General features: G+C 63.8%; 20 protein-coding genes and 1 pseudogene. 7 read left to right on the forward strand and 14 right to left on the reverse strand.

Going from position 1 to position 21003, the window contains the following annotated elements; translation table 11 throughout:
- Positions 1 to 5: 5 nt before the first annotated feature.
- The 3 genes from QOL68_RS04580 to QOL68_RS04590 are packed head-to-tail and all read right to left on the reverse strand — an operon-like array spanning position 6 to position 4089.
- Entirely contained in the window at positions 6 to 1481 is a 1476-nt protein-coding gene (locus QOL68_RS04580; RefSeq protein WP_282947353.1) for an aldehyde dehydrogenase family protein, read from the reverse strand.
- 22 nt (positions 1482 to 1503) lie between these two features.
- The gene (locus tag QOL68_RS04585) at positions 1504 to 2772 is read right to left on the reverse strand and encodes a cytochrome P450 (RefSeq protein ID WP_282947355.1); all 1269 of its coding nucleotides are present in this window, start codon (positions 2770 to 2772) and stop codon (positions 1504 to 1506) included.
- 3 nt (positions 2773 to 2775) lie between these two features.
- A complete protein-coding gene (locus tag QOL68_RS04590) occupies positions 2776 to 4089 on the reverse strand; it encodes an amidohydrolase family protein (protein WP_058454004.1) in 1314 nt (437 codons plus the stop codon).
- A 107-nt stretch (positions 4090 to 4196) separates the two neighbouring features.
- Between QOL68_RS04590 and QOL68_RS04595 the strand changes: the two genes are divergently transcribed.
- A complete protein-coding gene (locus tag QOL68_RS04595; protein WP_282947359.1) occupies positions 4197 to 4610 on the forward strand; it encodes a Zn-ribbon domain-containing OB-fold protein in 414 nt (137 codons plus the stop codon).
- Between the two features lie 827 nt (positions 4611 to 5437).
- Positions 5438 to 5784: pseudogene (locus QOL68_RS04605) on the forward strand (thiolase C-terminal domain-containing protein).
- Here the strand turns inward: QOL68_RS04605 and QOL68_RS04610 are convergent.
- From QOL68_RS04610 to QOL68_RS04630, 5 genes are read right to left on the reverse strand one after another with little or no spacing between them, the layout of a single operon-like run.
- Positions 5781 to 7115, reverse strand: coding sequence for an amidohydrolase family protein (locus QOL68_RS04610; RefSeq protein ID WP_282947364.1), 1335 nt, complete (start codon positions 7113 to 7115; stop codon positions 5781 to 5783). The pseudogene QOL68_RS04605 and the gene QOL68_RS04610 sit on opposite strands and share 4 nt — an antisense overlap.
- Positions 7112 to 8077, reverse strand: a complete 966-nt coding sequence (locus QOL68_RS04615; RefSeq protein WP_282947366.1) for a CoA transferase — start codon at positions 8075 to 8077, stop codon at positions 7112 to 7114. The genes QOL68_RS04610 and QOL68_RS04615 overlap by 4 nt, the downstream gene beginning before the upstream one ends.
- Positions 8074 to 9066 (reverse strand): enoyl-CoA hydratase/isomerase family protein, encoded by a 993-nt coding sequence (locus QOL68_RS04620; protein WP_282947368.1) that lies wholly within the window; start codon positions 9064 to 9066, stop codon positions 8074 to 8076. Before QOL68_RS04620 ends, QOL68_RS04615 begins: the two co-directional genes overlap by 4 nt.
- Before the next feature lie 9 nt (positions 9067 to 9075).
- On the reverse strand, positions 9076 to 10581 hold the full coding sequence (locus QOL68_RS04625; RefSeq protein WP_282947370.1) for a class I adenylate-forming enzyme family protein: 1506 nt from the start codon (positions 10579 to 10581) through the stop codon (positions 9076 to 9078).
- 5 nt (positions 10582 to 10586) lie between these two features.
- The gene (locus tag QOL68_RS04630; RefSeq protein WP_058453997.1) at positions 10587 to 10895 is read right to left on the reverse strand and encodes a hypothetical protein; all 309 of its coding nucleotides are present in this window, start codon (positions 10893 to 10895) and stop codon (positions 10587 to 10589) included.
- A gap of 133 nt (positions 10896 to 11028) precedes the next feature.
- On the opposite strand from QOL68_RS04630, the gene QOL68_RS04635 reads away from it, so the two are divergent.
- Both QOL68_RS04635 and QOL68_RS04640 read left to right on the forward strand, forming a co-directional pair.
- On the forward strand, positions 11029 to 12579 hold the full coding sequence (locus QOL68_RS04635; RefSeq protein WP_282947373.1) for an acyl-CoA synthetase: 1551 nt from the start codon (positions 11029 to 11031) through the stop codon (positions 12577 to 12579).
- A gap of 66 nt (positions 12580 to 12645) precedes the next feature.
- A complete protein-coding gene (locus QOL68_RS04640; RefSeq protein WP_282947374.1) occupies positions 12646 to 13407 on the forward strand; it encodes a crotonase/enoyl-CoA hydratase family protein in 762 nt (253 codons plus the stop codon).
- 93 nt (positions 13408 to 13500) lie between these two features.
- On the opposite strand, the gene QOL68_RS04645 is transcribed toward QOL68_RS04640, so the two are convergent.
- Positions 13501 to 13827 carry a hypothetical protein gene (locus QOL68_RS04645; RefSeq protein ID WP_282947377.1) on the reverse strand — a complete coding sequence of 109 codons (327 nt, stop codon included), beginning with the start codon at positions 13825 to 13827 and terminating at the stop codon, positions 13501 to 13503.
- Positions 13828 to 14166: 339 nt separating this feature from the next.
- Here QOL68_RS04645 and QOL68_RS18940 point away from each other — a divergent pair, with 339 nt between their 5' ends.
- Together QOL68_RS18940 and QOL68_RS04655 are read left to right on the forward strand one after the other, a co-directional pair.
- Complete coding sequence (locus QOL68_RS18940; RefSeq protein ID WP_282947379.1) at positions 14167 to 14559, forward strand: type IV toxin-antitoxin system AbiEi family antitoxin domain-containing protein; 393 nt, start codon at positions 14167 to 14169, stop codon at positions 14557 to 14559.
- A 111-nt stretch (positions 14560 to 14670) separates the two neighbouring features.
- Positions 14671 to 14934, forward strand: a complete 264-nt coding sequence (locus tag QOL68_RS04655) for a hypothetical protein (protein ID WP_204994454.1) — start codon at positions 14671 to 14673, stop codon at positions 14932 to 14934.
- A 408-nt stretch (positions 14935 to 15342) separates the two neighbouring features.
- On the opposite strand, the gene QOL68_RS04665 is transcribed toward QOL68_RS04655, so the two are convergent.
- Entirely contained in the window at positions 15343 to 16380 is a 1038-nt protein-coding gene (locus tag QOL68_RS04665) for an alpha/beta fold hydrolase (RefSeq protein ID WP_282947381.1), read from the reverse strand.
- Positions 16381 to 16427: 47 nt separating this feature from the next.
- Entirely contained in the window at positions 16428 to 17261 is an 834-nt protein-coding gene (locus QOL68_RS04670; protein WP_282947383.1) for an oxidoreductase, read from the reverse strand.
- Between the two features lie 79 nt (positions 17262 to 17340).
- Here QOL68_RS04670 and QOL68_RS04675 point away from each other — a divergent pair, with 79 nt between their 5' ends.
- Positions 17341 to 18246, forward strand: coding sequence for a LysR family transcriptional regulator (locus QOL68_RS04675; RefSeq protein ID WP_282947385.1), 906 nt, complete (start codon positions 17341 to 17343; stop codon positions 18244 to 18246).
- A 335-nt stretch (positions 18247 to 18581) separates the two neighbouring features.
- Here the strand turns inward: QOL68_RS04675 and QOL68_RS04680 are convergent, their stop codons facing one another.
- From QOL68_RS04680 to QOL68_RS04690, 3 genes are all read right to left on the reverse strand, one after another.
- Positions 18582 to 18950, reverse strand: a complete 369-nt coding sequence (locus tag QOL68_RS04680) for a nuclear transport factor 2 family protein (RefSeq protein ID WP_204994361.1) — start codon at positions 18948 to 18950, stop codon at positions 18582 to 18584.
- Between the two features lie 83 nt (positions 18951 to 19033).
- The gene (locus tag QOL68_RS04685) at positions 19034 to 19444 is read right to left on the reverse strand and encodes a hypothetical protein (RefSeq protein ID WP_204994362.1); all 411 of its coding nucleotides are present in this window, start codon (positions 19442 to 19444) and stop codon (positions 19034 to 19036) included.
- 90 nt (positions 19445 to 19534) lie between these two features.
- Complete coding sequence (locus QOL68_RS04690; protein WP_204994363.1) at positions 19535 to 20857, reverse strand: MFS transporter; 1323 nt, start codon at positions 20855 to 20857, stop codon at positions 19535 to 19537.
- Positions 20858 to 21003: the final 146 nt, after the last annotated feature.

Here is a 21003-nt window from a genome sequence, read left to right on the forward strand (position 1 = left end):
TCTCCCTATTCGGCGTGAAAGCCGATCACCTTTTGATAGGTGAATTCGTTGAGGCCATCCTCGCCATATTCGCGGCCATAGCCCGAGCGCTTGATCCCGCCGAACGGAGCGTCGGACTGCATCGTGCCGGCACCGCCATTGATCGATACACCGCCGGTGCGCAGCTTCAGCGCCATGCGATAGGCTTCGCCTGCATCGGCCGAAAAAATCGCGCCCGACAGGCCGAAATCGCTGTCATTCGCCATCGCAATGGCTTCGGCATCGTCGTCGAAGCCGATAACCGCGCCGATCGGCCCGAACACTTCTTCTTGCGCCAGACGGCTATCGTTCTTCACATTGTCGAACAGCGTGGGCTCGTAATAGAAACCCTCTTTGAGCCCCTCGGGTCGTTTGCCGCCCGCAACGAGCGTCGCGCCTTCATCCTGCGCGATCGCGACATAATCCTCGGTGCGCTTGCGCGCAACTTCGCGGATCAGCGGACCGTAATTGACCGTCGGATCGGCCGGGTTGCCGATCTTGAGATGGCCGAGCATCGCTTGCATCGCCGCGACGAATTGCGGGCGGATGCTGTTGTGGACCAAGTGCCGTGTGGTGAGCGCGCAGCCTTGGCCGCCATGGGTGGTAAAGCCCATGATGCCCGCTGCCGCAGCCTTCTGGATATCGGCGTCGGCGCGGACGATCAGCGCCGATTTGCCGCCCAGCTCCATCACGATGCGCTTGAGCGTCGGCGCCGCCTGCGACTGGATCATTGACCCAACCTTGTCCGAACCCGTGAAATGGACGAGGTCGACACGGGGGTCGGTTGTGAGCAGCTTGCCGGTTTCGATGTCGCCGGTCACGATGCTCAGCACGCCTTTGGGTAGCCCGACCTCGTCGGCGATCTCGCCGAGGACCAGCGCCTCCATCGGCGTGTAGGGCGAAGGTTTCAGCACCACGGTACAGCCCACCGCAAGCGCGGGGATCACCTTGCCGATATTTAAGAAAAAGGGGAAGTTATAGGGCGAAATCGCGGCGACGACGCCGACCGGTTCGCGGCTAACCACCCCGGTGCCCAGCGTCGTGCGGCCCTGCGCATTGGGGGTCAGCTCGACCGGTAGCGAGGACACCGGGGGACGTGAGGCGAGCTCGACCGTCCGCCGCGCATGCTTCATCGGAATGCCATATTGCAGGAACTCGGCGAGCATTCGCGTGGCGCCCGCCTCTGCGACGATCATATCGATAATCGCGGCCTTGCGCGCGTCGAGCGCATCGAGGAAGCGGATCAAGATCGCCTGCCGCTGGGACACAGGCATATAGGCCCAATCTCCCTGATCGAACGCCAGACGGGCCGCGCCGATCGCGGCATCGACCTGCGCCGCGCTGCCGACCGGGGCTTCGATCAACAGGCTCTCGTCGGCCGGATTGATCACCGCCTCGCGCTGGTCGGTCTTCTGCCATTCGCCGCCGACATAAATGGCGTCGTCATATTTCAAAAAGGCCATGCTTCTGTCCTTGTCAGGCGGTCTAGCTGTTCCAGACGATCGGCAGGTTGCGGATCGACAGCAGGCTGGGGACGACCGTCGTGTCGGTGCCCTCCTTGATACGGAATTCGTGCGGGATGCGGTTGAACCATTCGTCGAGCAACACGCGCAGCTCGCGCCGCGCAAGATGCGCGCCAAGGCAGATGTGGACCCCGCCCGCGAGCGTGAAATGGCGATTGTTCTTGCGGGCTGCGTCGAACTGGTGCGGGCAAGCGAACTGCGCGTCATCGAAGTTGCCCGACGTGTTGAACACGCTGACCCAGTCCCCCGCCTTGATCTGGACGCCGTGCCATTCGAAATCGCGCTTCACCTTGCGGCCCGAATTGACGAGCGGCTGGGTGCGCAGGAATTCCTCGACGGCCGAGTTGATCAGCGACTTGTCGCCCCGGATTTGTGCCTGCAACCCGGGGTGCATCGCAAGGCGCCGGAACATCTGGCTGACGGTCGAGGCGACGGTATCGAGCCCGCCGAGCCACAGGAACCAGGTCATGCCAATGATCTCGTCGTCGGTCAGCGGCTGGCCGTCGATCGATCCATTGGCGATATAGCTGCCGAGCGTATTGTCGGGAGCGGCCTGTTTTTCGGCGATGAAGCCACGCAGATAGGCGAGGATGCCGCGCACCGCCTCGGCCTTCTCCTCGATCGCCTCTTCGTGCAGGATATTCCATTCCCAATCGAGGAACTGATCGAACATAGAAAAGGGAAATCCCATCAGGTCGAGGAAGACCTTTACGGGAAAGACCCGCCCGAAATCATACGCGATGTCGACTTCGCCCTTGCCTGCGAACTCGTCGATCATCCCGCCGATGATTTCGCGGATGCGCGGTTCGCGTTCGTTCATCGCCACGGGGGTGAACCATGGGTTCAGGAATTTGCGATAGCGGCCATGGTCGGGCGGATCGATGCCGAGCGGGATCGAAGGGAAGGTTTCTCCCGCGAGCATCTGGAACTGCGCGACGCCTTCGGAGGAGAAGAGGTCATTGTCTTCATAGACACGGCGGATGTCCTCATATCGCGTCACGACCCAGGCGCCGTGGCGGTTGCCGCTGATCGGCCAAGGGTAATAATGAATGGGCGGGAAGGCCGCGTCGCGCACAATGTCCCCGGGGCGATACGGCTCCACAAGGTCGTTGGGCACGATCCCCGCGGCAAAGCGGGTGTCGAGTACCAGCTCTGGCGGGACATGCGCCGGCGCGGGCGGAGCATCGGCCCCGGCGCGCGCAACCGGGCAGCGTTCGGCGATCGTTGCCATCGATCAGGCCGAAGCAAACATGCGTTCGATGTCGCCCGACGTCACCGGACGTCGCGCCTGGCCGATCGCATCCATGCTGTCGGTCTTGAGCCCGCCCAGATTGTGCCTTGGGCTGACGTCGACGTCCTTGCCGAGTTCGCGCAAGTGCGCGACGGTGCAATTCTCGCGCCCGCCGTTGAGCGCGAAGGCGTCGAAGCTATATTCGCGCATCACATTGAGGTGCGTGATCTTGTCGATCGTTTCTTTGGGCAGCCCATTGACCGATGCCCAGAGATATTCGGGAACATTGGGCCATACAGTATCCGAGTGCGGATAGTCGCACTCGTAGCAGACCATGTCCTCGTTCATATATTCGAGGTTCTTCACCCCGAACTGGTCGTCGATGAAGCAGCAGATGATGTGGCGCTTGAACAGGTCCGACGGACGCTCGCCGCCGAAATCGGTGAAGGTCCATTCGTGATGATGCTCGTGCGTGAAATCGGCGCGCTCGAGGAAATAGGGGATCCAGCCGATGCCGCCCTCGCTCAGCGCCATGCGCAGATCGGGGTAGCGTTGCCAGAATTTGGCGAAGGTCCAGTCGGCGGCCGAGTTGGCGATCGAGATCGGCATCGCGGTGATCCACGCGTCGATCGGGCTTTCGGGCGAGGGATGCATCGCGCGCGCGCCGGTGCCGATATGGCAGTTGATCACCATCTTATAGTCCGAGCACGCCTTCCAGAACGGCTCCCAATATTCATTGTGAATGCTCGGCAAGCCGATGTTCGACGGATTGTCGGAGAAGCTCACGGCATGAACGCCCAGATCGCGCATCCGCTTCAGTTCGGCGAGGGTGTCGTCCATGCTCCACATCGGGATCAGGCACATCGGAATGAAGCGGCCGGGCGCGGCGGCGCACCATTCCTGGACATGCCAGTCGTTCCACGCGCGGCAGGCGAGCAGTGCCTCTTCGGGATCCTTCTGCGCCATGCCGACGAAGGTGCCACCGGCGAAACTGGGCATCGTCGGGAAGTTGAGCGACGCAAGCACGCCGTTCGCGTTCATGTCGTCGACGCGCAGCTTCGGATCATAGGTGCCGGGGCGCAGCTGCTCGAACGAGCTCGGCTCCATCCCATATTCGCTGCGCGGCCGGCCGACCACCGCGTTCAGCCCGATCGTCGGAAAGCGCTGGCCGTTCCACAGCCAGACGTCCTTGCCCTTGTCCTGGACGATGCGCGGCGCGCGATCTTTCTTGCCCTCGGGATAGTGGCGAATGAACGCCTCCGGCGGTTCGATCGCGTGATCGTCCACACTGATGATGACCATATCGTCCATCCGCATGGCGACTCTCCTCTTCCAGCTGATTTGTTGTTGCGCGCATCATCGCAAAAATTGACGATGTGTCAACTATTGGTTTATGACCTGGTGTTATAAGTGGGAGAGTCCGAATGACTGAAGCACCGCCGCGCATCCTGCCCGTCATTGACCGCGACAGCGAAGCCTATTGGACGTGGGGGCGAGAGGGCAGGCTTGCCATCCATCGTTGCGGGGACTGCGAATATTACGTGCACCCGCCGGTCCCGTTCTGCCCACAATGCGAAAGCCGCAAGGTCGCGCCCGAAGCGGTGTCGGGGCGCGGGCGCGTCGTCACTTTCACGGTCAATCACAAGGCGTGGGTACCGGGTCTGCCGGTTCCCTATGTGCTCGCGCTTGTCGCAATCGACGAGCAGGACGATGTTCGCATCCCCTGCAATATCGTCGACTGTGACGCCGAGGACGTGACGTTCGACATGGCTGTCGAAGTCGTTTTCGAACCGTCCGGCGATCTGTGGATCCCGCTTTTCCGGCCAGTCCAATCATGAACCGCTTCGCCGAAAAGAATACCGCGATCAGCGGTGTCGGCATGTCCGACGTGTCGCGCGGCGCGACCAGCTCGGCGCTTGCGCTGACCGTCGACGCCGCGCTCGAGGCCATCGCCGATGCGGGCCTGACACGCGCCGATATCGACGGCATTGCGACCTGGCCCGGCGAGCGCGCGGACGGCTCGGGTTTCTCGCCGGTCGGCTGCGCGGCGTTGCAGGACGCGTTGCGGCTGGAGGTGAACTGGTATGCAGGCGGCGGTGAAGCACCGGGCCAATATGGTGCGGTATTCAACGCGATCGGTGCGATCGCAGCGGGGCTGTGTCGCAATGTATTGATCTTTCGGACGATGTACGAAGCGACCGCGCGCAAAACCGCTTATGCCAACTCGCTGCTCCGCGAAGGGCAGCGGCAGGCTGGGCCTTTTTCGTGGTACGCGCCCTATTACACCTACGCCGCGGCGCTGCAGCAGGCGCTGTTTTTCAACCTTTATGTCCACAAGAGCGGGATTACTCCCGAGCAGGTCGGGCAGATCGCGGTCAACCAGCGTCGCAATGCCGCGCTCAATCCCAAGGCAATCTACAAGACGCCGATCAGCCTCGACGATTATCTCGCTTCGCCGATCATCGCGACGCCGCTGCGCTTGTACGATTGCGACGTGCCGATCGACGGCGCCGCTGCGATCATAGTGTCGCGGATGGACGTCGCGCGGTGCCTAAGGAACCCGCCGATCCGGATCGAGGCGATCGGCTCGTCGATGCGTTACCGCAACAGCTGGACACAGCTGGGCGAACTCGACACGCAAGCGCAGCCGAAGGTTGCGGAGATGATGTGGGGCCGCACCGACCTCAAACCCGCCGACGTCGACATCGCGCAGCTCTACGATGGCTTCAGCTTCCACACGATCAATTGGCTTGAAAATTTCGGCTTTTGCGAGCGCTACGGCGCCAAGGATTTCATCGAAGGCGGATAGCGCTCGATGGCGACCTCCCCGTCAATACCGGCGGCGGCGCGCTGTCGGGTGGCCGCCTTCACGCCTATGGCGCGGTGTACGAAGCCTGTACGCAATTATGGGGACGCGCGGGGGCGCGGCAGGTGAAGGGCGGCCCACAAATTTGCGCTACCTCGACGTCGGGCGGCCCGCTCGCGGGTGCGATGCTGCTGGTCCGCGACTAGGTCTGCCAGACGATCTCGCCGCCGATCAGCGTCAGCGCCACGGTGCCAAGCGCGTCGCTATCGTCGGGCCAAGCGTACAGCATCAGGTCCGCCGGCGCCCCGACCGCGAGCGGCCACTGATATAGCGCCAGCGCTTCCGCCCGGCCGACCGCTTCGCCGCCCCCGATCACATCACCGCCCCGCGTCCGCCGATCGGTCGCCGCGCGCAGGGCCACCCAGGGGCTCGCATCGCCATAAGGTGCGTCCGACCCCCCGAGCACCCGCACCCCGCCACGCGCCAGCGAGCCGAGCCGATAGAGGTCGCCCAGCATATCGCCGTCCATCTGGGCCCGATAGCGATCCCCGCGATCATGGATAAAGTTGGGCTGCGTCACCACCGTCAGACCCGCCGCTGCGATGTCGCGGATCAGGCTAGCCGCTATCACCCCGCCATGCTCGATCCGGTCGCCGGGTTTCGCGCCGCCTGCAACCTCCAGCGCCGCCAGATAGAAGACCAGTTCACCCAGCGTCACGCAATGCGCCGCGACATTCCGCGCCAGCGCCCGCGCCGCCACAATCCGCGCCGCCACCGCCTCGACCGGCGGCAGATCATTTTCGTCGAGCAGCAGCTTCACGGGCCCAAGAGCATAGCCGTCGCCCACGGGCAAAGCCTCGGTTCCCATCATCACCAGCCGCTGTGGCATCGCCCCCGACAGCAGTGCCGCCTCGGCCGCGCCGTTCGAAGCCCCGGCATCGGTCACGCCGGTCACACCCCATTTGGCGAACTTTTCTCCCAGCGCCGCCAGCGAAGGCGGCGCTGCGCCGATCCGGTCGCGCAGCCACGCATCGCCGCGCCAGATCCGCCCATTGGGCCGTTCGTCCGCCCCAAGCTCGACACATGCGGGAAAGGGGGCTTCGCCGAGCAGCGCCACCCCCGCGCTGTTGAGCAGCCAATAGCCGCCTGTGCGATCCTGCACCCGCAGCGGCCGGTCAGCCAGCCAGTGGTCGAGCGTTGCGCGGTCGGGCAACCCGGCCACCCGCTCGTCATAGCCGATCGCGCGCACCCAAGTCCCCGGCGCGCCGGCACCCGCACGCAGCCGGGCGATCACCGCATCGACGCTGCGGCAATCGGTCAAATCTACCGACTCCATCCGTGCCGCGGTCGCCAGCAAATGCAGATGGTGATCGTGCAACCCGCCGCCGAGCGTCAGCCCGCGCGCATCATATTCGGGGCCATGCCCGGCTACCGCCGGGCCCATGGCGGCGATGCGCCCATCGCGCACCCCCGCCGCGAGCGGGGCGCCGTCGGCGCCGCGTGCATTGCGGATGATCAGGTCGAAACTGTCGCTCACGCCACCGCTTTTGCGAAAGTCGCCGCCGTCCTTGCAAGCGAAACGTCGATCACCCCGCCTTGCTGCCCCGCCAGCGCCTCGAGCGCCAGCGTCGCTGCGGTCAATCCCGTCAGCGGATCGGCGAGGGCATCGCCGACGAACTGCGGTCGCTCCTCGGTCCAGCGCACCAGCCCGCCCGCCGCAGCGCAATCGTCGCCGAACCCCACCCGCATCGCCGCCTCGCCGCGCCAGCCATGCGCGGTGATTGCGATCCACAACAGGTCGGGATTGATGCGGAACAGACGCTCTTCATCGAGCCCCAGCCGCGCCAGCGCATGCGGCCGCGCCGACGTGATCAGCACCCGCGCCTCGCCGATCATCGAGCGCAGTTCGGCGCCGTCGATTTCGGCCGACACGCGACGCTTGTCCCCATTCAGGCGCGCATCGAGCTGCGGCGTATGCAGCCGTGTCGGGTCGGGCCGCCCGTCGCTCTCGACCTTGACCACCGCATGCCCCGCCGCTGCGAGCAGCGCCCCGCAATAGGGACCCGCCCAAAGTGCCGACAGGTCGAGTACGATCCCGTCCTTCGCCTCGCAGTTCCGGAGCTCGGATGGCACCAGCGGCGAGGCTTCGCCGACCCGTGCCACCGGCATATGCAGCTCCGCCGCCGCCGTCACCATCGCGTCCGCCGTACGCCCCCCGGCCGCGGCCAGGATCGCCTGCCACGGTTCGTCGTCGAGTCCCCCGCCCGTCCACGCCGGCACCAGTTCGTGGTCCTCCGCGCGGGCCAGCGACACCGCCATCCAGCCCTCGCTGCACTTCACCATCCGGCAATGGCGGTTCGGCGACCACTCGCCCGGCGCGGCGAGCGTCAGGTCATCGTGCCGTGACAGCGCGCGGCGCGGGTCGAAGGCGATGCGCCCGCCCGATGCGGCGACCAGCCGCTCGCCAGCCGCCGCCACGGCATCGAGCAGCGCAGTCATGCGCCGCCCTCGACCGCATGCACCAGTCCCCAATTATGCGCCTGCGCCGCGCCGACGCGCTTGCCCGACAGCAGCATCCACAGCGTCCGGTGCCGTCCGATCGCGCGCGTGACCGTCGCTGTGCCACCCGCACCCGGGATCAGCCCCATCGAAAGCTCAGGCAGCTGAAACCATGCATCTGATGTCGCGATCCGCCGATGCGCGGCAGCAGCGACCTCGACCCCCGAGCCGACGCAGGCGCCGTGCAGCCGGACGGTTGCGCGGGCGCCGAGCGTGTCGAGCGCGCGGGCGCAACTGTGCAGCGTCCGTACGGCATGGGCCTCTGCCAGATCGCGCGCGGTACCGAATTCGGGCAGCGCGCCGCCGGTCGAGAAGCATTTTCCGGCGCCGCGCAGGATGAGCTCAGGTCGGGTGGGGTCGTCGAGGGCATTGGCGAGCGCCTCATACAGTGCGTCGCGCATCGTCGCCGTCATCGCGTTGCAATCGGCGGGATCGTTGAGCGTCAGGGTGATACGGTTGCCGGTGCGTTCGATCAGGACCGGCGCAGGCGGGACCGGTGCGCCCGCATCGATCGTCGCCGCTGCGTGCCAACGCGCAAATTCGCCACCGCCGAGCAGCGAGGAATAGGCGAGCGATTCCACCGCTAGTGCATCGGCCATCGTCAGCTTTTCTGCCAGCCGCAGTACCTGCGCGGCGATTGTCGCCGCCAGCGGATTGGCCGAGACCGCCGCGCCCAATCGCTCGACGCCGGCATTAAAATCGCGCGCGCCGAGCGAAACCCATGGCCGGGGGGCGTCGGCAGCCGAAGTCAACAGCAGGTCGAAATCGTCGGTGCGGGTGTCCGGGAGGGCGCCCGCGCGATCGATCCCGATCACCACCGCCTGGATCGGGGGTACGGGCCGGCGCCAGGCCGCCGCATCGACCAGCCACAGAGGATGTCCGCCCGGTGCGGAGAAGCGGTCGGCATCGAGATGGTCGGGTCCGGTCATCGCGCCTTCCTATCCGGCGCAGACCTCTTCCGCCAGTTCGGCCTTGAGGACCCGGCGCAGCAGCTTGCCGGTCTCGTTATAGGGCAGTGCGTCGCGCACGAACCATTGCTCGGGCGTCTTGGTCGAGCGCAGTTTCGCGCGTATCGCCGCCGCCATCGCCACCGTATCGGGTTGACCCGACTTTGAGACGATAACCGCCACCACCTTTTCGCCCCATTGGACGCAGGGAATACCGAGTACGGCGCAATCGGCGATATCGTCGAAGCTGCGCAGCACATCCTCGATTTCGCCCGGCGAGATATTCTCGCCGCCGCGCACGATGACATCGTCGAGCCGTCCCTCGACGAACAGGTAGCCGCCCTCGTCGAGCCAGCCGGCGTCGCTGGTCGCGAACCAGCCATCGTCGGCGATCGCTTTCTTGTGCAGATATTCGCCCGACACCTGCTCGCCGCGGACATGGATCTCGCCCTGCTCGCCGGGCACGCACGGGCTGCCGTCCTCGCGCCGGATCTCGAGCTCGATGCTCGGAAGCGGCTGGCCGACCGACGCGATCCGGCGGCGAACGGCCGGGTCGTCCGAGGCGAAGGCGGCGCGATGATCCTCGGCGCCGAGCAGCGCAATCGTCGAACTGGTTTCGGTAAGGCCATAAGCATTGACGAAGGACACATGCGGCAACTTCGCCAGCGCGCGCGCGATGACCGGTTCGGGCATCTTGCCGCCGCCATAGGAAAGTGCGCGCAGCGCGGGCAGCGTCTCGCCGGTCCGTTCCATGACGTCGAGGATACGGTCGAGCATTGTCGGCACGACCATCGCATGGGTGATCGCTTCCGCGGCGCAGGTCGCGACCCAATCTTCCGCAGTGAACGCGGGCAGATAGACGATCCGCCGCCCGCCATAGGCCGCGGTCAATATCGCCGAGATTCCCGCGATATGATAGGAGGGGACGCTAATCAGCGCCGCTTCTTCTTCGCCCGCGCCCAGAAACTCGACCGTCGACATGACATAGGATGTCAGATTGGCGTGACGCAGCACCGCGGCCTTCGGGTCGCCCGTCGTACCGCTGGTAAACAGCAGGACGGCAATTTCGTTCCCGGCTTCCGGCAGGTCGATTTTTTCGGGGGGCGCCCCCGCCATGAACTCGGCCTCGAAATCGCTCCGGGCGATGAGCGTGACGCCGTCGGTTGGCGCGATGCGTGGCAGCATGTCGTCGTCGACGATCAGGGTCGACGGCGCGCTTCGGGCGACGAGCTTGTTGAGGTCGTCGTCCGCGAGGCGGTAATTGAGCGGAATAAAAGGCGTCCCGGCCATACCGCAGGCGAAGACCAGCACGGGCAGCGCTGTGCCGTTCATCCCCAGAAAGGCGGTGTTCGCCTTTCCTTGCGCTGCGAGCCATGCTGCGACGCAGCTGGCACGAGCGCGATAGGAAGCGAAATCATCACCTTCCTCGCCGCCGCCGAGCGCAGGGCGATCGGGACAGGCATCGGCGGCAATATCGAGGAGCAGCGGCGTCCGCATCGATATCAGTCCGAGGCCGGCAGCGGCTTAGCACCCTTGATCGCCATCGCGACCCCGTTGAAGGCGAGCGAGCCCGCACCGGCCTTGGCACCGAGCACTTCGAGTCCGCTTGCTTCATCGACATAGCGTTTTCCGATCGCGACGCCGTCCGCGAACCGCGGGTCGATCGCGCCGGTCGGTGCCCTCATATCGTCGATAGGGACGACCGCGACGCCGCCGCACTGCAGTTCACCGGCACTGCTCGGCGGGCGGACCACTACCAGTTGCGCGTCGCACACCGCGCTCTTCCATCGCGATCCCGGTCTCAAATCCATCCTCTTCCATCCTTTCCCGTCGCCGTTCGGATCCGGCCACCTGTCGCTTTCCCGACATCAATAAGTCAATCGACAAAGAAAGTAAACGTAGTTATATAACTCAAAAAGCGTGTGCACGGAGAGGGGGACGGAAATGCATCCGAGGCAATTTGCGCAGACAGCCCCCGATCGGCCGGCAATCGTCATGGCTGCGAGCGGTGTCTCGGTCAGCTATTGCGAACTGGAAACCATCGCCAACCGCGGTGCGCAGCTCTTCCGTTCACGCGGTATTGCCGCAAGCGACACGATCGCTATCTGGCTGAAAAATTGTCTCGAATATTTCCAGATCTACTGGGCAGCCCAGCGTGCGGGCCTCTATATCTGCCCGATATCGAGCCAGCTGACCGCCGAGGAAGCCGCCTATATCGCGAACGACAGCCAGGCACGGCTGCTCGTAACCCACGCCGATATCCCGGCAGCAGCCACCCTCGTTCGCGATCGCGCCGTGCTGGTCCCCGGGGTGGCCGACATTTTCGATCTCGGTAGCGGACTTGATGGGCTCCTGTCCTGGCAGAAGGCTCTTGCTGCCCAACCGGCGGATCGCATTGCGGATGAATCGGCCGGCTTTCACATGGTCTATTCGTCGGGCACTACGGGGCGCCCGAAGGGAATACGCCTGCCGCTGACAGGCGGTCCTGCCGACGAGCCGCACATGCTCGCCGAGCGCATATCGGGACGTTATGGTGTCGGGGAGGGCAGTGTAATCCTGTCGCCGGCTCCGCTCTACCACACCGCGCCGCTCGCTTATGGCATGGTCGCGCACCGCCTCGGCGCAACGCTCGTGGTCATGGACAAATTCGACGCCGAAGAGACGCTCCGCCTGATCGAGCGCTACCGGGTGACCTTCATGCAGATGGTTCCGACGATGTTCGTCCGCCTGCTCGCGCTGCCCGAGGCTGTCCGGTCGCACTACGACCTCTCGTCACTCGGCAAGATCGTCCACGCCGCGGCGCCTTGCCCCATCGGAATCAAGCGGCAGATGATCGAATGGCTCGGGCCGATCATCTACGAATATTACGGTGGATCGGAGGGCAATGGATCGACCTTCATCACGCCTGAGGAATGGCTCGAACGCCCGGGATCGGTCGGACGCGCCGACTGGGGAACGCTTCATATCTGCAATGAAGCGGGCGAGGAGGTGGCCCCGGGCGTCGATGGCCTCGTCTATTTTGAAGGCGGCTGGGATTTCCAGTATCTGAACGATCCCGAAAAGACGCGCGATGCGCGTCATCCCGCGCATCCGGAGTGGAGTTCGCTGGGTGATATCGGTCATGTCGATGCCGATGGTTACCTCTTCCTGACCGACCGGAAGAGCTTCATGATCATTTCGGGCGGCGTGAATATCTATCCGCAGGAAACCGAAAATCTGCTCATCACGCATCCGCGCGTCGCCGATGCCGCGGTGATCGGTGTTCCCAATTCCGATTTCGGCGAGGAGGTGAAGGCGGTGGTGCAGCCATTTGACCCCGCTGATGCGACGCCCGAATTCGCGCAGGAACTGATCGCCTTCTGCCGCTCGAACCTCAGTCCGGTCAAATGTCCGCGCTCGGTCGATTTCGATCCCGCGCTGCCGCGGCTCGATACCGGGAAATTATACAAGAGGCTGATCCGTGATCGATACTGGGCGGACGAGCGCACCGGTTGAATCTGGGACATCGGCGCGAAGGTCGCCCGGGCGGACAGCTTACCCGGTTATCAAGGAGGAACATTTATGAGCGAAGAGCTAGCGACGCGCGTTGAAGACGGGATTCTTGTCATCACGATGAACCGGCCCGAGGCACGGAACGCGATGAACAAGGCGGTGGCCGAAGGCATTGCGGAGGCGCTCGACCGTCTCGACGCCGAACCTGCGTTGCGCGTGGCCATACTGACCGGCGCCGGCGGCACTTTCTGTTCGGGCATGGATCTCAAGGGCTTCCTGCGGGGGGAGAGCCCGGTGGTCAAAGGACGCGGTTTCGGCGGACTGGTCTTGAAGCCGCCCGTGAAGCCCCTGATCGCCGCCGTCGATGGTTATGCGCTTGCCGGCGGGCTCGAACTGATGATCGCTTGCGATCTCGTCGTTGCCAGTGCCGGGGCGAAGTTCGGGATACCCGAAGCCAAGCGGGGCCTCGCAGCGGGCGCAGGCGGCTTGATGCGTCTGCCCGACCAGATTCCCTATCGTGTCGCCATGGAGTTGGCGCTTACGGGCAATTTCATCGATGTCGAGCGGGCCATGGCGCTGGGGCTAATCAACCGGATCAGCAAAGGGCCGGCGATCGAGGGGGCTATGGCACTCGCCCGCGAAATCACGGACAACGGGCCGGCTGCGGTACGCGTGTCGAAGCAGATCATCAGCGAGTCGCGCGGCTGGCCGCAGGGCGAGCGATGGGAAAGGCAGGACGCGCTTCTGCCGGAGGTGTTTCAGTCGCCCGATGCGCGCGAAGGCGCTGCGGCCTTCGCCGAGAAGCGCAAGCCGAACTGGACCGGGCAGTAAGGGAAAGCGGCCGGGCCAGCCATCCTCATTGCCGGGCATGCTGCCGGCAGGAATGCGGGCCTGCGGGCTTTCGCCCCAAGCTGGTTCGCGTGCCTAGTCGTCGATGTCGACCGGACCCCGGTCGATGCCGATCTGCGGATTGACGCCCCCGATGCTCTCGAAATATCCCGCTATCGCTGCCCCTTCGCCGGCAAGCCATTCAGCCGTCGGCGCGCGGTTCTGGACTTCGACGAGGATATGGCGCCGGCCAACGCCCCGAGCTTCCACGCCGCAGGCTTCGGCCTGGGCGAGCGCCGATGGCAGATTGCGGCTTCCGCACGAGAAAAGCAGGCGCACGCCTTCGCCGAAATCCTCGGGCCTTCTGGCTGCGCGCGCCGAGAGCTCGATCAGCTGGGATCGAAAATCCGCGATGTTGCTCATGCTCGGGTCTCCGGCCGACGGTTGCGGAGACCATAGATGGCTATGATCGAAGTGGTCAAATCTTTCGCCGAACGGCGACGCGGGTTCTTGCTCCAGGTGACGGCGGAGCATGCTCCGGACGCAGGCGAAGCGGCGGCTCGCGTTCACCGGATCGGAATATCATGACGCTGACGGGATTAATGAAATTGCACAACTATTCAGCCAGCAGAAAGCGAGAGCGCGTCAAGCGGCTTCGCGCCGCAGACACGCTTCCGGATGTCAGTCCGTCAAGTTTCTCGGCCGCCTTTGTCGATGAGGCGAAGGCGTTGTGGGAGCCACTCTATGGACGACCTCTGACCGATGACGAGGCGAGATAATTTCAGAGAAGTTGGCTCCCCGCCGACCACGGTGACGAGTACCTGTGGTCGGAAGATCTTGAAAAACGACAGAAATATAGGTTTACTCCAGCGAAAGTTGGTTTGGAGAGCTCCAAGCACCCCTGAACCGCAACCCCGATTATCATTGCGGGAGCGTGCAATCGATCTGGCCAGAAGGAGTGGAACTGTCCGGACCAAAGATTTGGAGGCCGTCGGCGTTCCCCGGCAATATCCTCCCATGATGTGCAGGGAAGGGCTCCTTATTAGAGTTGGCTACGGCGTCTACAGAGCCGCTGCCGAAGACAGCAGGTCAGAGGAATCACGCACCTCGCAAATGACACGACACGACAAACCGTCCGATTTTTACTCCGAATGAGGACTACCCGTTTTCGAAGACGTCGCTTCCCTACGCCCCCATGCTTTTCATCTCTCTCATCGGTCCGAAGCCCTCAGTCGACAATGCCGTAGCACTTTCTATCCTGATGCCATGGAGCGGAAATTTCAGATCATTGATGGACGTGCTGTGCGGACCGACATCGTCGTGACGGAATATGACCTGTTCGACTATTATAGCACGGCGCGCAGACGGCGGGATGCCAAGGAGTGGACCGTTGTTGCCGACCTTCCGGACATCATGCCGATCGACGCTCAGCTTCTTGACGTTCTCGAAACATGGTTCGGTGACATATTGGACGACCTCTTGGCCGAAGGCTCAAGCCGTGAGCATGGTGACCATGCTCACGGGGATTAGGAGATATCAGTCAGACCCATGACTGGACGAGCTGGTACGGATATCCTGATCCGTCCATTCTTGCAGGTCCTGAATGGAATACACCACGCTGCCTCCAAGCTTTCGATACCGCGGCCAGGTGCCGTAAAGGCGGTGCTTTTCCATCGTTCGCGGCGAGAGGCTAAGGAAACGCGCCGTCTCGGACGTACGCAGATATCGGAATGGTGGGGTTTTCTAAGTCATCGTAAGCATCCTTGAGACAAGCGCCGAATTGGCGCGCCTGACTCAACTCACGTGCACTCGCGACATATTCCGATGGCGGCTTTGCGCCTCTTTTTGGCCGTCCTTCCGGTCTTCTTGCGGCCCTGAAAGCCGTCATTCATTGAGCTCTGCCATGTGGCCGAGCGATCATTCCCGCGACGCCGGCTGTTAGGCCATATGCGCGATCGCAAGCACGGCGCCCGCGAAGGCCGCGGGCGCTTCTTGCGGCAGGTTGTGACCGACGCCGCCGCCGATCAAGCGATGCTCGTAGGGGCCAGTGAAGCGCGCGCGATACCCTCCTGGTTCGGGGTGCGGCGCCCCGTTGGCGTCACCTTCCATAGTGATCGTCGGCACCGCGATCGGTGGAGACGCTGCAAGCACTGCTTCGGCTGCATCGTATCGCGTCTCGCCTTCCACGAGACCCAGCCGCCAGCGATAATTGTGAATCACGATTGCGACATGGTCGGGGTTGTCGAAGCTTTTCGCCGAGCGCTCGTAGATGCGATCGTCGAAATGCCATTCGGGTGACGCCATCTGCCAGATCAGCTTGTTGAACGCGTAGCGGTTCGTCTCATAGCCAATCCGGCCGCGCTCTGTTGCAAAGTAGAACTGATACCACCAGGCGAGTTCGGCCTTGGGGGGCAATGGCGTGGCATTGGCCTGCTGGCTGCCGATCAGATAGCCGCTGACCGCGATCAGGCCCAAGCATCGGTCCGGCCAGAGTGCGGCAACGATATCGGCAGTGCGGGCACCCCAGTCGAAGCCGCCCAATATCGCGCGGCGGATTTTTAGCGCGTCCATCAACGCGATCACATCGAAGGCGAGCGCGGCCTGCTGGCCGTTCCGCACCGCGTCGGACGAACGGAAGACCGTGCTGCCATACCCTCGCAAATAGGGGACGATGACGCGGTGTCCTGCGCTGGCGAGCAGCGGCGCGACCTCGGCGAAGGCGTGGATGTCGTAGGGCCAGCCATGAAGAAGGATCACGGGTGTGCCGCCCGCTGGGCCTAATTCCGTATAGCCCACGGAGAGCGAACCGGCATCGATCTGGCGGAGTGGACCCAAGTCGCTGACACCCGTCAGGAGTGTCGCGGCACGAGCGGTGTTCGCGGACTGGCCGAACTGGCTTGCGGCAACGGCCATGGTGGCCACGCCAAGCAGGCGTCGCCGATTGAGCGTGGCTGATCGCGGGGCGGCGTTGATCATGACAAGTGCTCCTGATTGGGCAAGCGTTTCGGGGACAATTTCCCAGGTCATCCTGTCTCGAAGTCGGTCGAGCAGCTGAGCGAACGCCACTGTTGAAGTTCGTCCATCCGGGCCCGGTCCGTCAATTCGGCTCGGTCGAACGCATCACTACCCAGCACCAGTCGCAACGGCGGCGCCGGAAGCGCGGCGAGCGCGAGAATCGCCTTCGCGGCCTTTGCCGGGTCGCCTGGCTGATGTCCGTTGTAGGCGCGCTGCCTTGCCGCGATAGCGCCGACGGTTCCGGCATAATCGGGATCGCCGTCCTCGATCTTCGTCGAGGCTCCGGCGAAGTCGGTGCGGAAGCCGCCCGGCTCGACGATCGAGACATGGACGCCGAACGGCTCCAACTCCTGTGCCAGCACTTCCGAGAAACCCTCGACCCCGAACTTCGCCGCAGAGTAAGCTCCGCGTCCGATCGCGCCGGCGCGTCCCCCGATCGACGAGATCTGGATGAGGCGGCCCGATCGCTGGTGCCGGAACAGCGGGATGACCGCCTTGGACACGATGATTGTACCGAACAGATTGGTCTCGATCTGCCGACGAAAACTATCGAGACTGGTGCCCTCGATCGGCGCGACGTCGCCATAGCCCGCGTTGTTGACGAGAATATCGAGGGTGCCAAACCGATCGATGGCCAGCGCTACGGCATGCCCGGCCGAGTCCGCGTCGGCGACATCGAGCGAAGTCGCCAGCACGCTATTCGGGAAACGCGCGACAAGGTCGGCAAGCTGCTCGGGTGCGCGCGCGGTGGCGACGAGATTGTCCCCTGCTTCGAGCACGGCTTCGGCGAGCGCGCGGCCAAGGCCGCGTGCGCTGCCGGTGATGAGCCAGGTTTGGGCCATAACAACCTCCAAATGATCGGGAGGTCCAAAGATAGATTATGGCTATGATCCCGATAAGGGGTGCGATATTCAATATATCATGCCGAGAAGTGGGATAATCAGGGCCGGGCGTCTAGCGGAGCTGGAGGCAGTCGCCGCAGTTGCTCGCCAGCGGAGTTTCCGTCTGGCGGCACTCGATCTCGGCCTCTCGACGACTGCGCTCAGCAGGACTGTGGCGAACGTCGAGGAACGGCTTGGGGTGCGGCTCTTCGCGCGGACGACCCGCAGCGTCGCGCTAACCTCAGCCGGCGAACGATTTGTGGCGCGGATGGTGCCGGCGCTCCGCGAGATCGGAGCAGCGATCGAAGATGCGACCGACGAGCGCGAAACACCGGCGGGCACGCTGCGAATCAACTGTTCATCGGGAGCAGCGCACCAGATCCTCCCGTCGCTGGTTCTGCCATTTTTGGACCGCTATCCTGCTGTGTCGATTGATCTCGTCACCGAGGAGCGTTTGATCGATATCGTCGCGCAAGGTTTCGATGCGGGCATTCGACAAGCGGAATCGGTGCCGACGGGGATGACCTGCGTGCCCATTTCGGGTCCCGTCCGCTTCCGGATCGTAGCCTCGCCAGCCTATCTGGCCGGCAGAGAGATGCCGCGCGTGCCGGCCGATCTTCTTGCTCACCGTTGCATTCGCATCCAGCTTGCCAATGGCGCCAGCTATGCCTGGGAGTTCCAGGAGGGGACGAGAGGATTCACGATCGATGTATCGGGGCCCCTGACGCTAGACGAGCCAGCATTGATGCGACGCGCCGCGCTTGCTGGTGCTGGTATCGGCTATATCGCGGATGGGCGCGTCGCCGCCGATATCGCGGCCGGCCGACTTGTTTCCCTGTTGGACGAGTGGACCCCGACAGAGGAAGGCCTCTGCCTTTACCATCCGAGCCGGCGGCACCCTTCCGCTGCGCTGAGGGCTTTGATCGACATGTTGCAACATAATTGATCTTGGCACTGCCGGAGGCGCCTTACCTCAAGGCTAGTTTGTCCCATCCAGTGCATTCAAGCCAGTGGGACGCCTCTGCTTAGGACGGCTCCGTTCTCGACGATGTAGGCCGCTAGATCAGCGGTTCGTTGATTCAAGCAGAGTCCGCTATCCAATTTCGATGCCTGAAAGCGGTCTGACCGCTATGGCCATGATCGGTTGATGCACATCTGAAGGCGGCCGCCCTAGAGTTATGGCCAAGCGCACGTGCAGTTGGCCGGTGGATGGCAATGCGGCTGTCGCCGTGAGCTTATCCTTTGCGGGCGGAGTGTTTGAAAGGCGGCTCGAAAACGGCTTCAGGCATAGAAATGTCGCTCCGCGGCGATTCGGCCGCCGCGGACGGTGTAGAGCGCGATTTCGGTGAAGGGTTGGCGTGCGCTGCTGACGGGGTCGATGATCACCATGTCTAGGAACAGCGCGAACTGGTCGCCGGTGACGAACGGGCCGTCGATGCCGATTTCGTCGATTTGGGAGCTGCCAAAACGGGCACGGCACTTGATCCGCGCCGCGTCGATGCCCGACGCCGTCGCGCAAATGCCGCTCGGCAAGGCAGCTGGCTCGACGCTGGTCACGTCGGGCGCCCAATATCGCTCTCCTGCGGCTTCGAACCGACCGGCGCGCAGCATTGCCGTGAAATCGCGGGCGACCTCTTCGATCGATGGCATGACCACCTCCCCAGATACGGGTGGAGCGGAGGGCGGCAGGCGGCGCGCAAACCGATGCGCCGCCTGCCATTATCCTCAATCGGCTATTTCAGGATCAGCTCCTGATACTCGATGCTGCCGAGCTGTTCGCGCATCTTGCCGCGCTCCGCGCTGGCGGTACCGGCGGTGCGGTCGGTCTGGGCAAGCATGGCGTTGACCTTTTTGTTGAAGGCTTCCTGCTGCGCGGTCGTCAGATAGTCCTTATATTCGACGATCAGGATCAGATCGGGTTCGCCGGCACGGGCGTTGTTGGTCGCAAGGACATGATAGTCCACGACAATGCCTTCAGCCTTGCCCAGCTCCTGAATCTTTTTCCAGCTGGTGGCGAGCCAGTCCATATAGTTTTCGAACTGGCCCGGCAGAACATCGATGCGGCCTGCATTCCAAACTGTTCCGGGCTTGTAACTGGACTCCTGGGCCATCGCTGGCGCGACCTGCGCGGCGGCGATCAGCATCGCGGCCCCCGTGAAGAATATTTTCATCATCATCATCTTCCCTTCCTCTCAACCTGCCCGCCCGGGTTCGGGCGGACATTCACAAAATGGCTAGGTTGGCACGGCGCCTGGGCGCAGGGCGCCCCCGCGCAACCGATGGCGCAGCAGGAGGATCAGCGCCGACATCAGCAGCGCGATGAACGAAAAGAAGACCAGCGCGAGCTCGAAGCTGCCGGTCGCATCCCTGGCCGCTCCCCATCCATAGGGGGCGACGAAGGCCCCGATCTGCGAAATGGTGTTGATCGCCGCCGCTCCGACGGCGAGCTCGCGCACATGCAATGCTTCGGCCCAACCCGAAGACGTCAGCATCGGGATAGTGAAACATATGGTCGCGAAGGCGAGATATGCGATGCAAACCAGCAGGGGTGACGGCGACAAACCCATCACCAGCACCGCGCCGGCAAGCAGGATCCCGCACCAGAAGGCGTTGCCCCAACGGTCGCCGTGGCGGTCGGCATGGTTGCCGAGGATCAGGATAGCCGCCGCACCCATAAGGCCACCGAGCGCGACCAGATAGCCGATCGACTTGGCGTCGAGCGTCGTCGCATCTTGCAGGATCAACGGTGCATTGAGGATAACCGTCGTGATGATGCCGATCAACAAAAAGCCGATCGCGCCGAGCAACAGGACGCGCGGATTGCGGAACGCGTCCAGCACGTTGTGCCCGACGGGGGCGCCGATCCGCGCCTGTTCGCGCGCCAGCTCGGCGTGGATCCAATCCTTTTCGGCCGGCGTGAGCCACGCCACCGTCGCCGGCGCGTCGGGCAGCGTGCGCAGGACCACCAGCCCGAACAAAATGGTCGGCAGACCCTGCACGAGGAACAGCCATTGCCAGCCGTGGAGTCCGCCCATGCCATCGAGTTCCAGCAGCCACCCCGACATGCCGCCCATCGCCACCGATGCAAGCGGCGAGGCAATGAAGAAACGGCTGACCGCGCGGCTGCGGTGGCAAGGCGGGAACCAGCTCGCGAAATAGAAGATGACGCCGGGGTAAAATCCCGCCTCGGCTACGCCGAGCAGAAAGCGGAGCATATAGAATTGCATCGGCGTCGCGACGAACATCATCGCGGCGGAGAGCAGCCCCCATGTGATCATAATCCGCGCGATCCATTTGCGCGCGCCAAAGCGGACGAGCATCAGATTCGACGGGATTTCGAACAAGGCATAGCCCAGGAAGAACAGACCGCCGCCGAGCCCGTAGATCGTCGCGCTGAACTTCAGATCCTCGTTCATCTGCGCCGCTGCGAAGCTGACGTTGACGCGGTCCATATAGGCAAAAAGATAGGCGATCAGGATCAGCGGCAGGATGCGCCAGAACGCCTTGCCCATCGCGGAGCGCCCGATCGCCGATGTGTGCCCGTGGTCCGCCGTCATGACGTACTCCCTGGTGCAGACACAGCTTTCCCGTCGCCAGAACCGGGGTGTTCCCGGCCCGCGCAACTTGCTTCAAAATGTCTGCGATGCCCGCCGCGGACTATGTGTTTCCGTAACGTCAGTGGTCAATCACGCGACCGTCAATA

The organism is Sphingopyxis sp. Geo25 (assembly GCF_949769135.1).
Classification (GTDB): domain Bacteria; phylum Pseudomonadota; class Alphaproteobacteria; order Sphingomonadales; family Sphingomonadaceae; genus Sphingopyxis.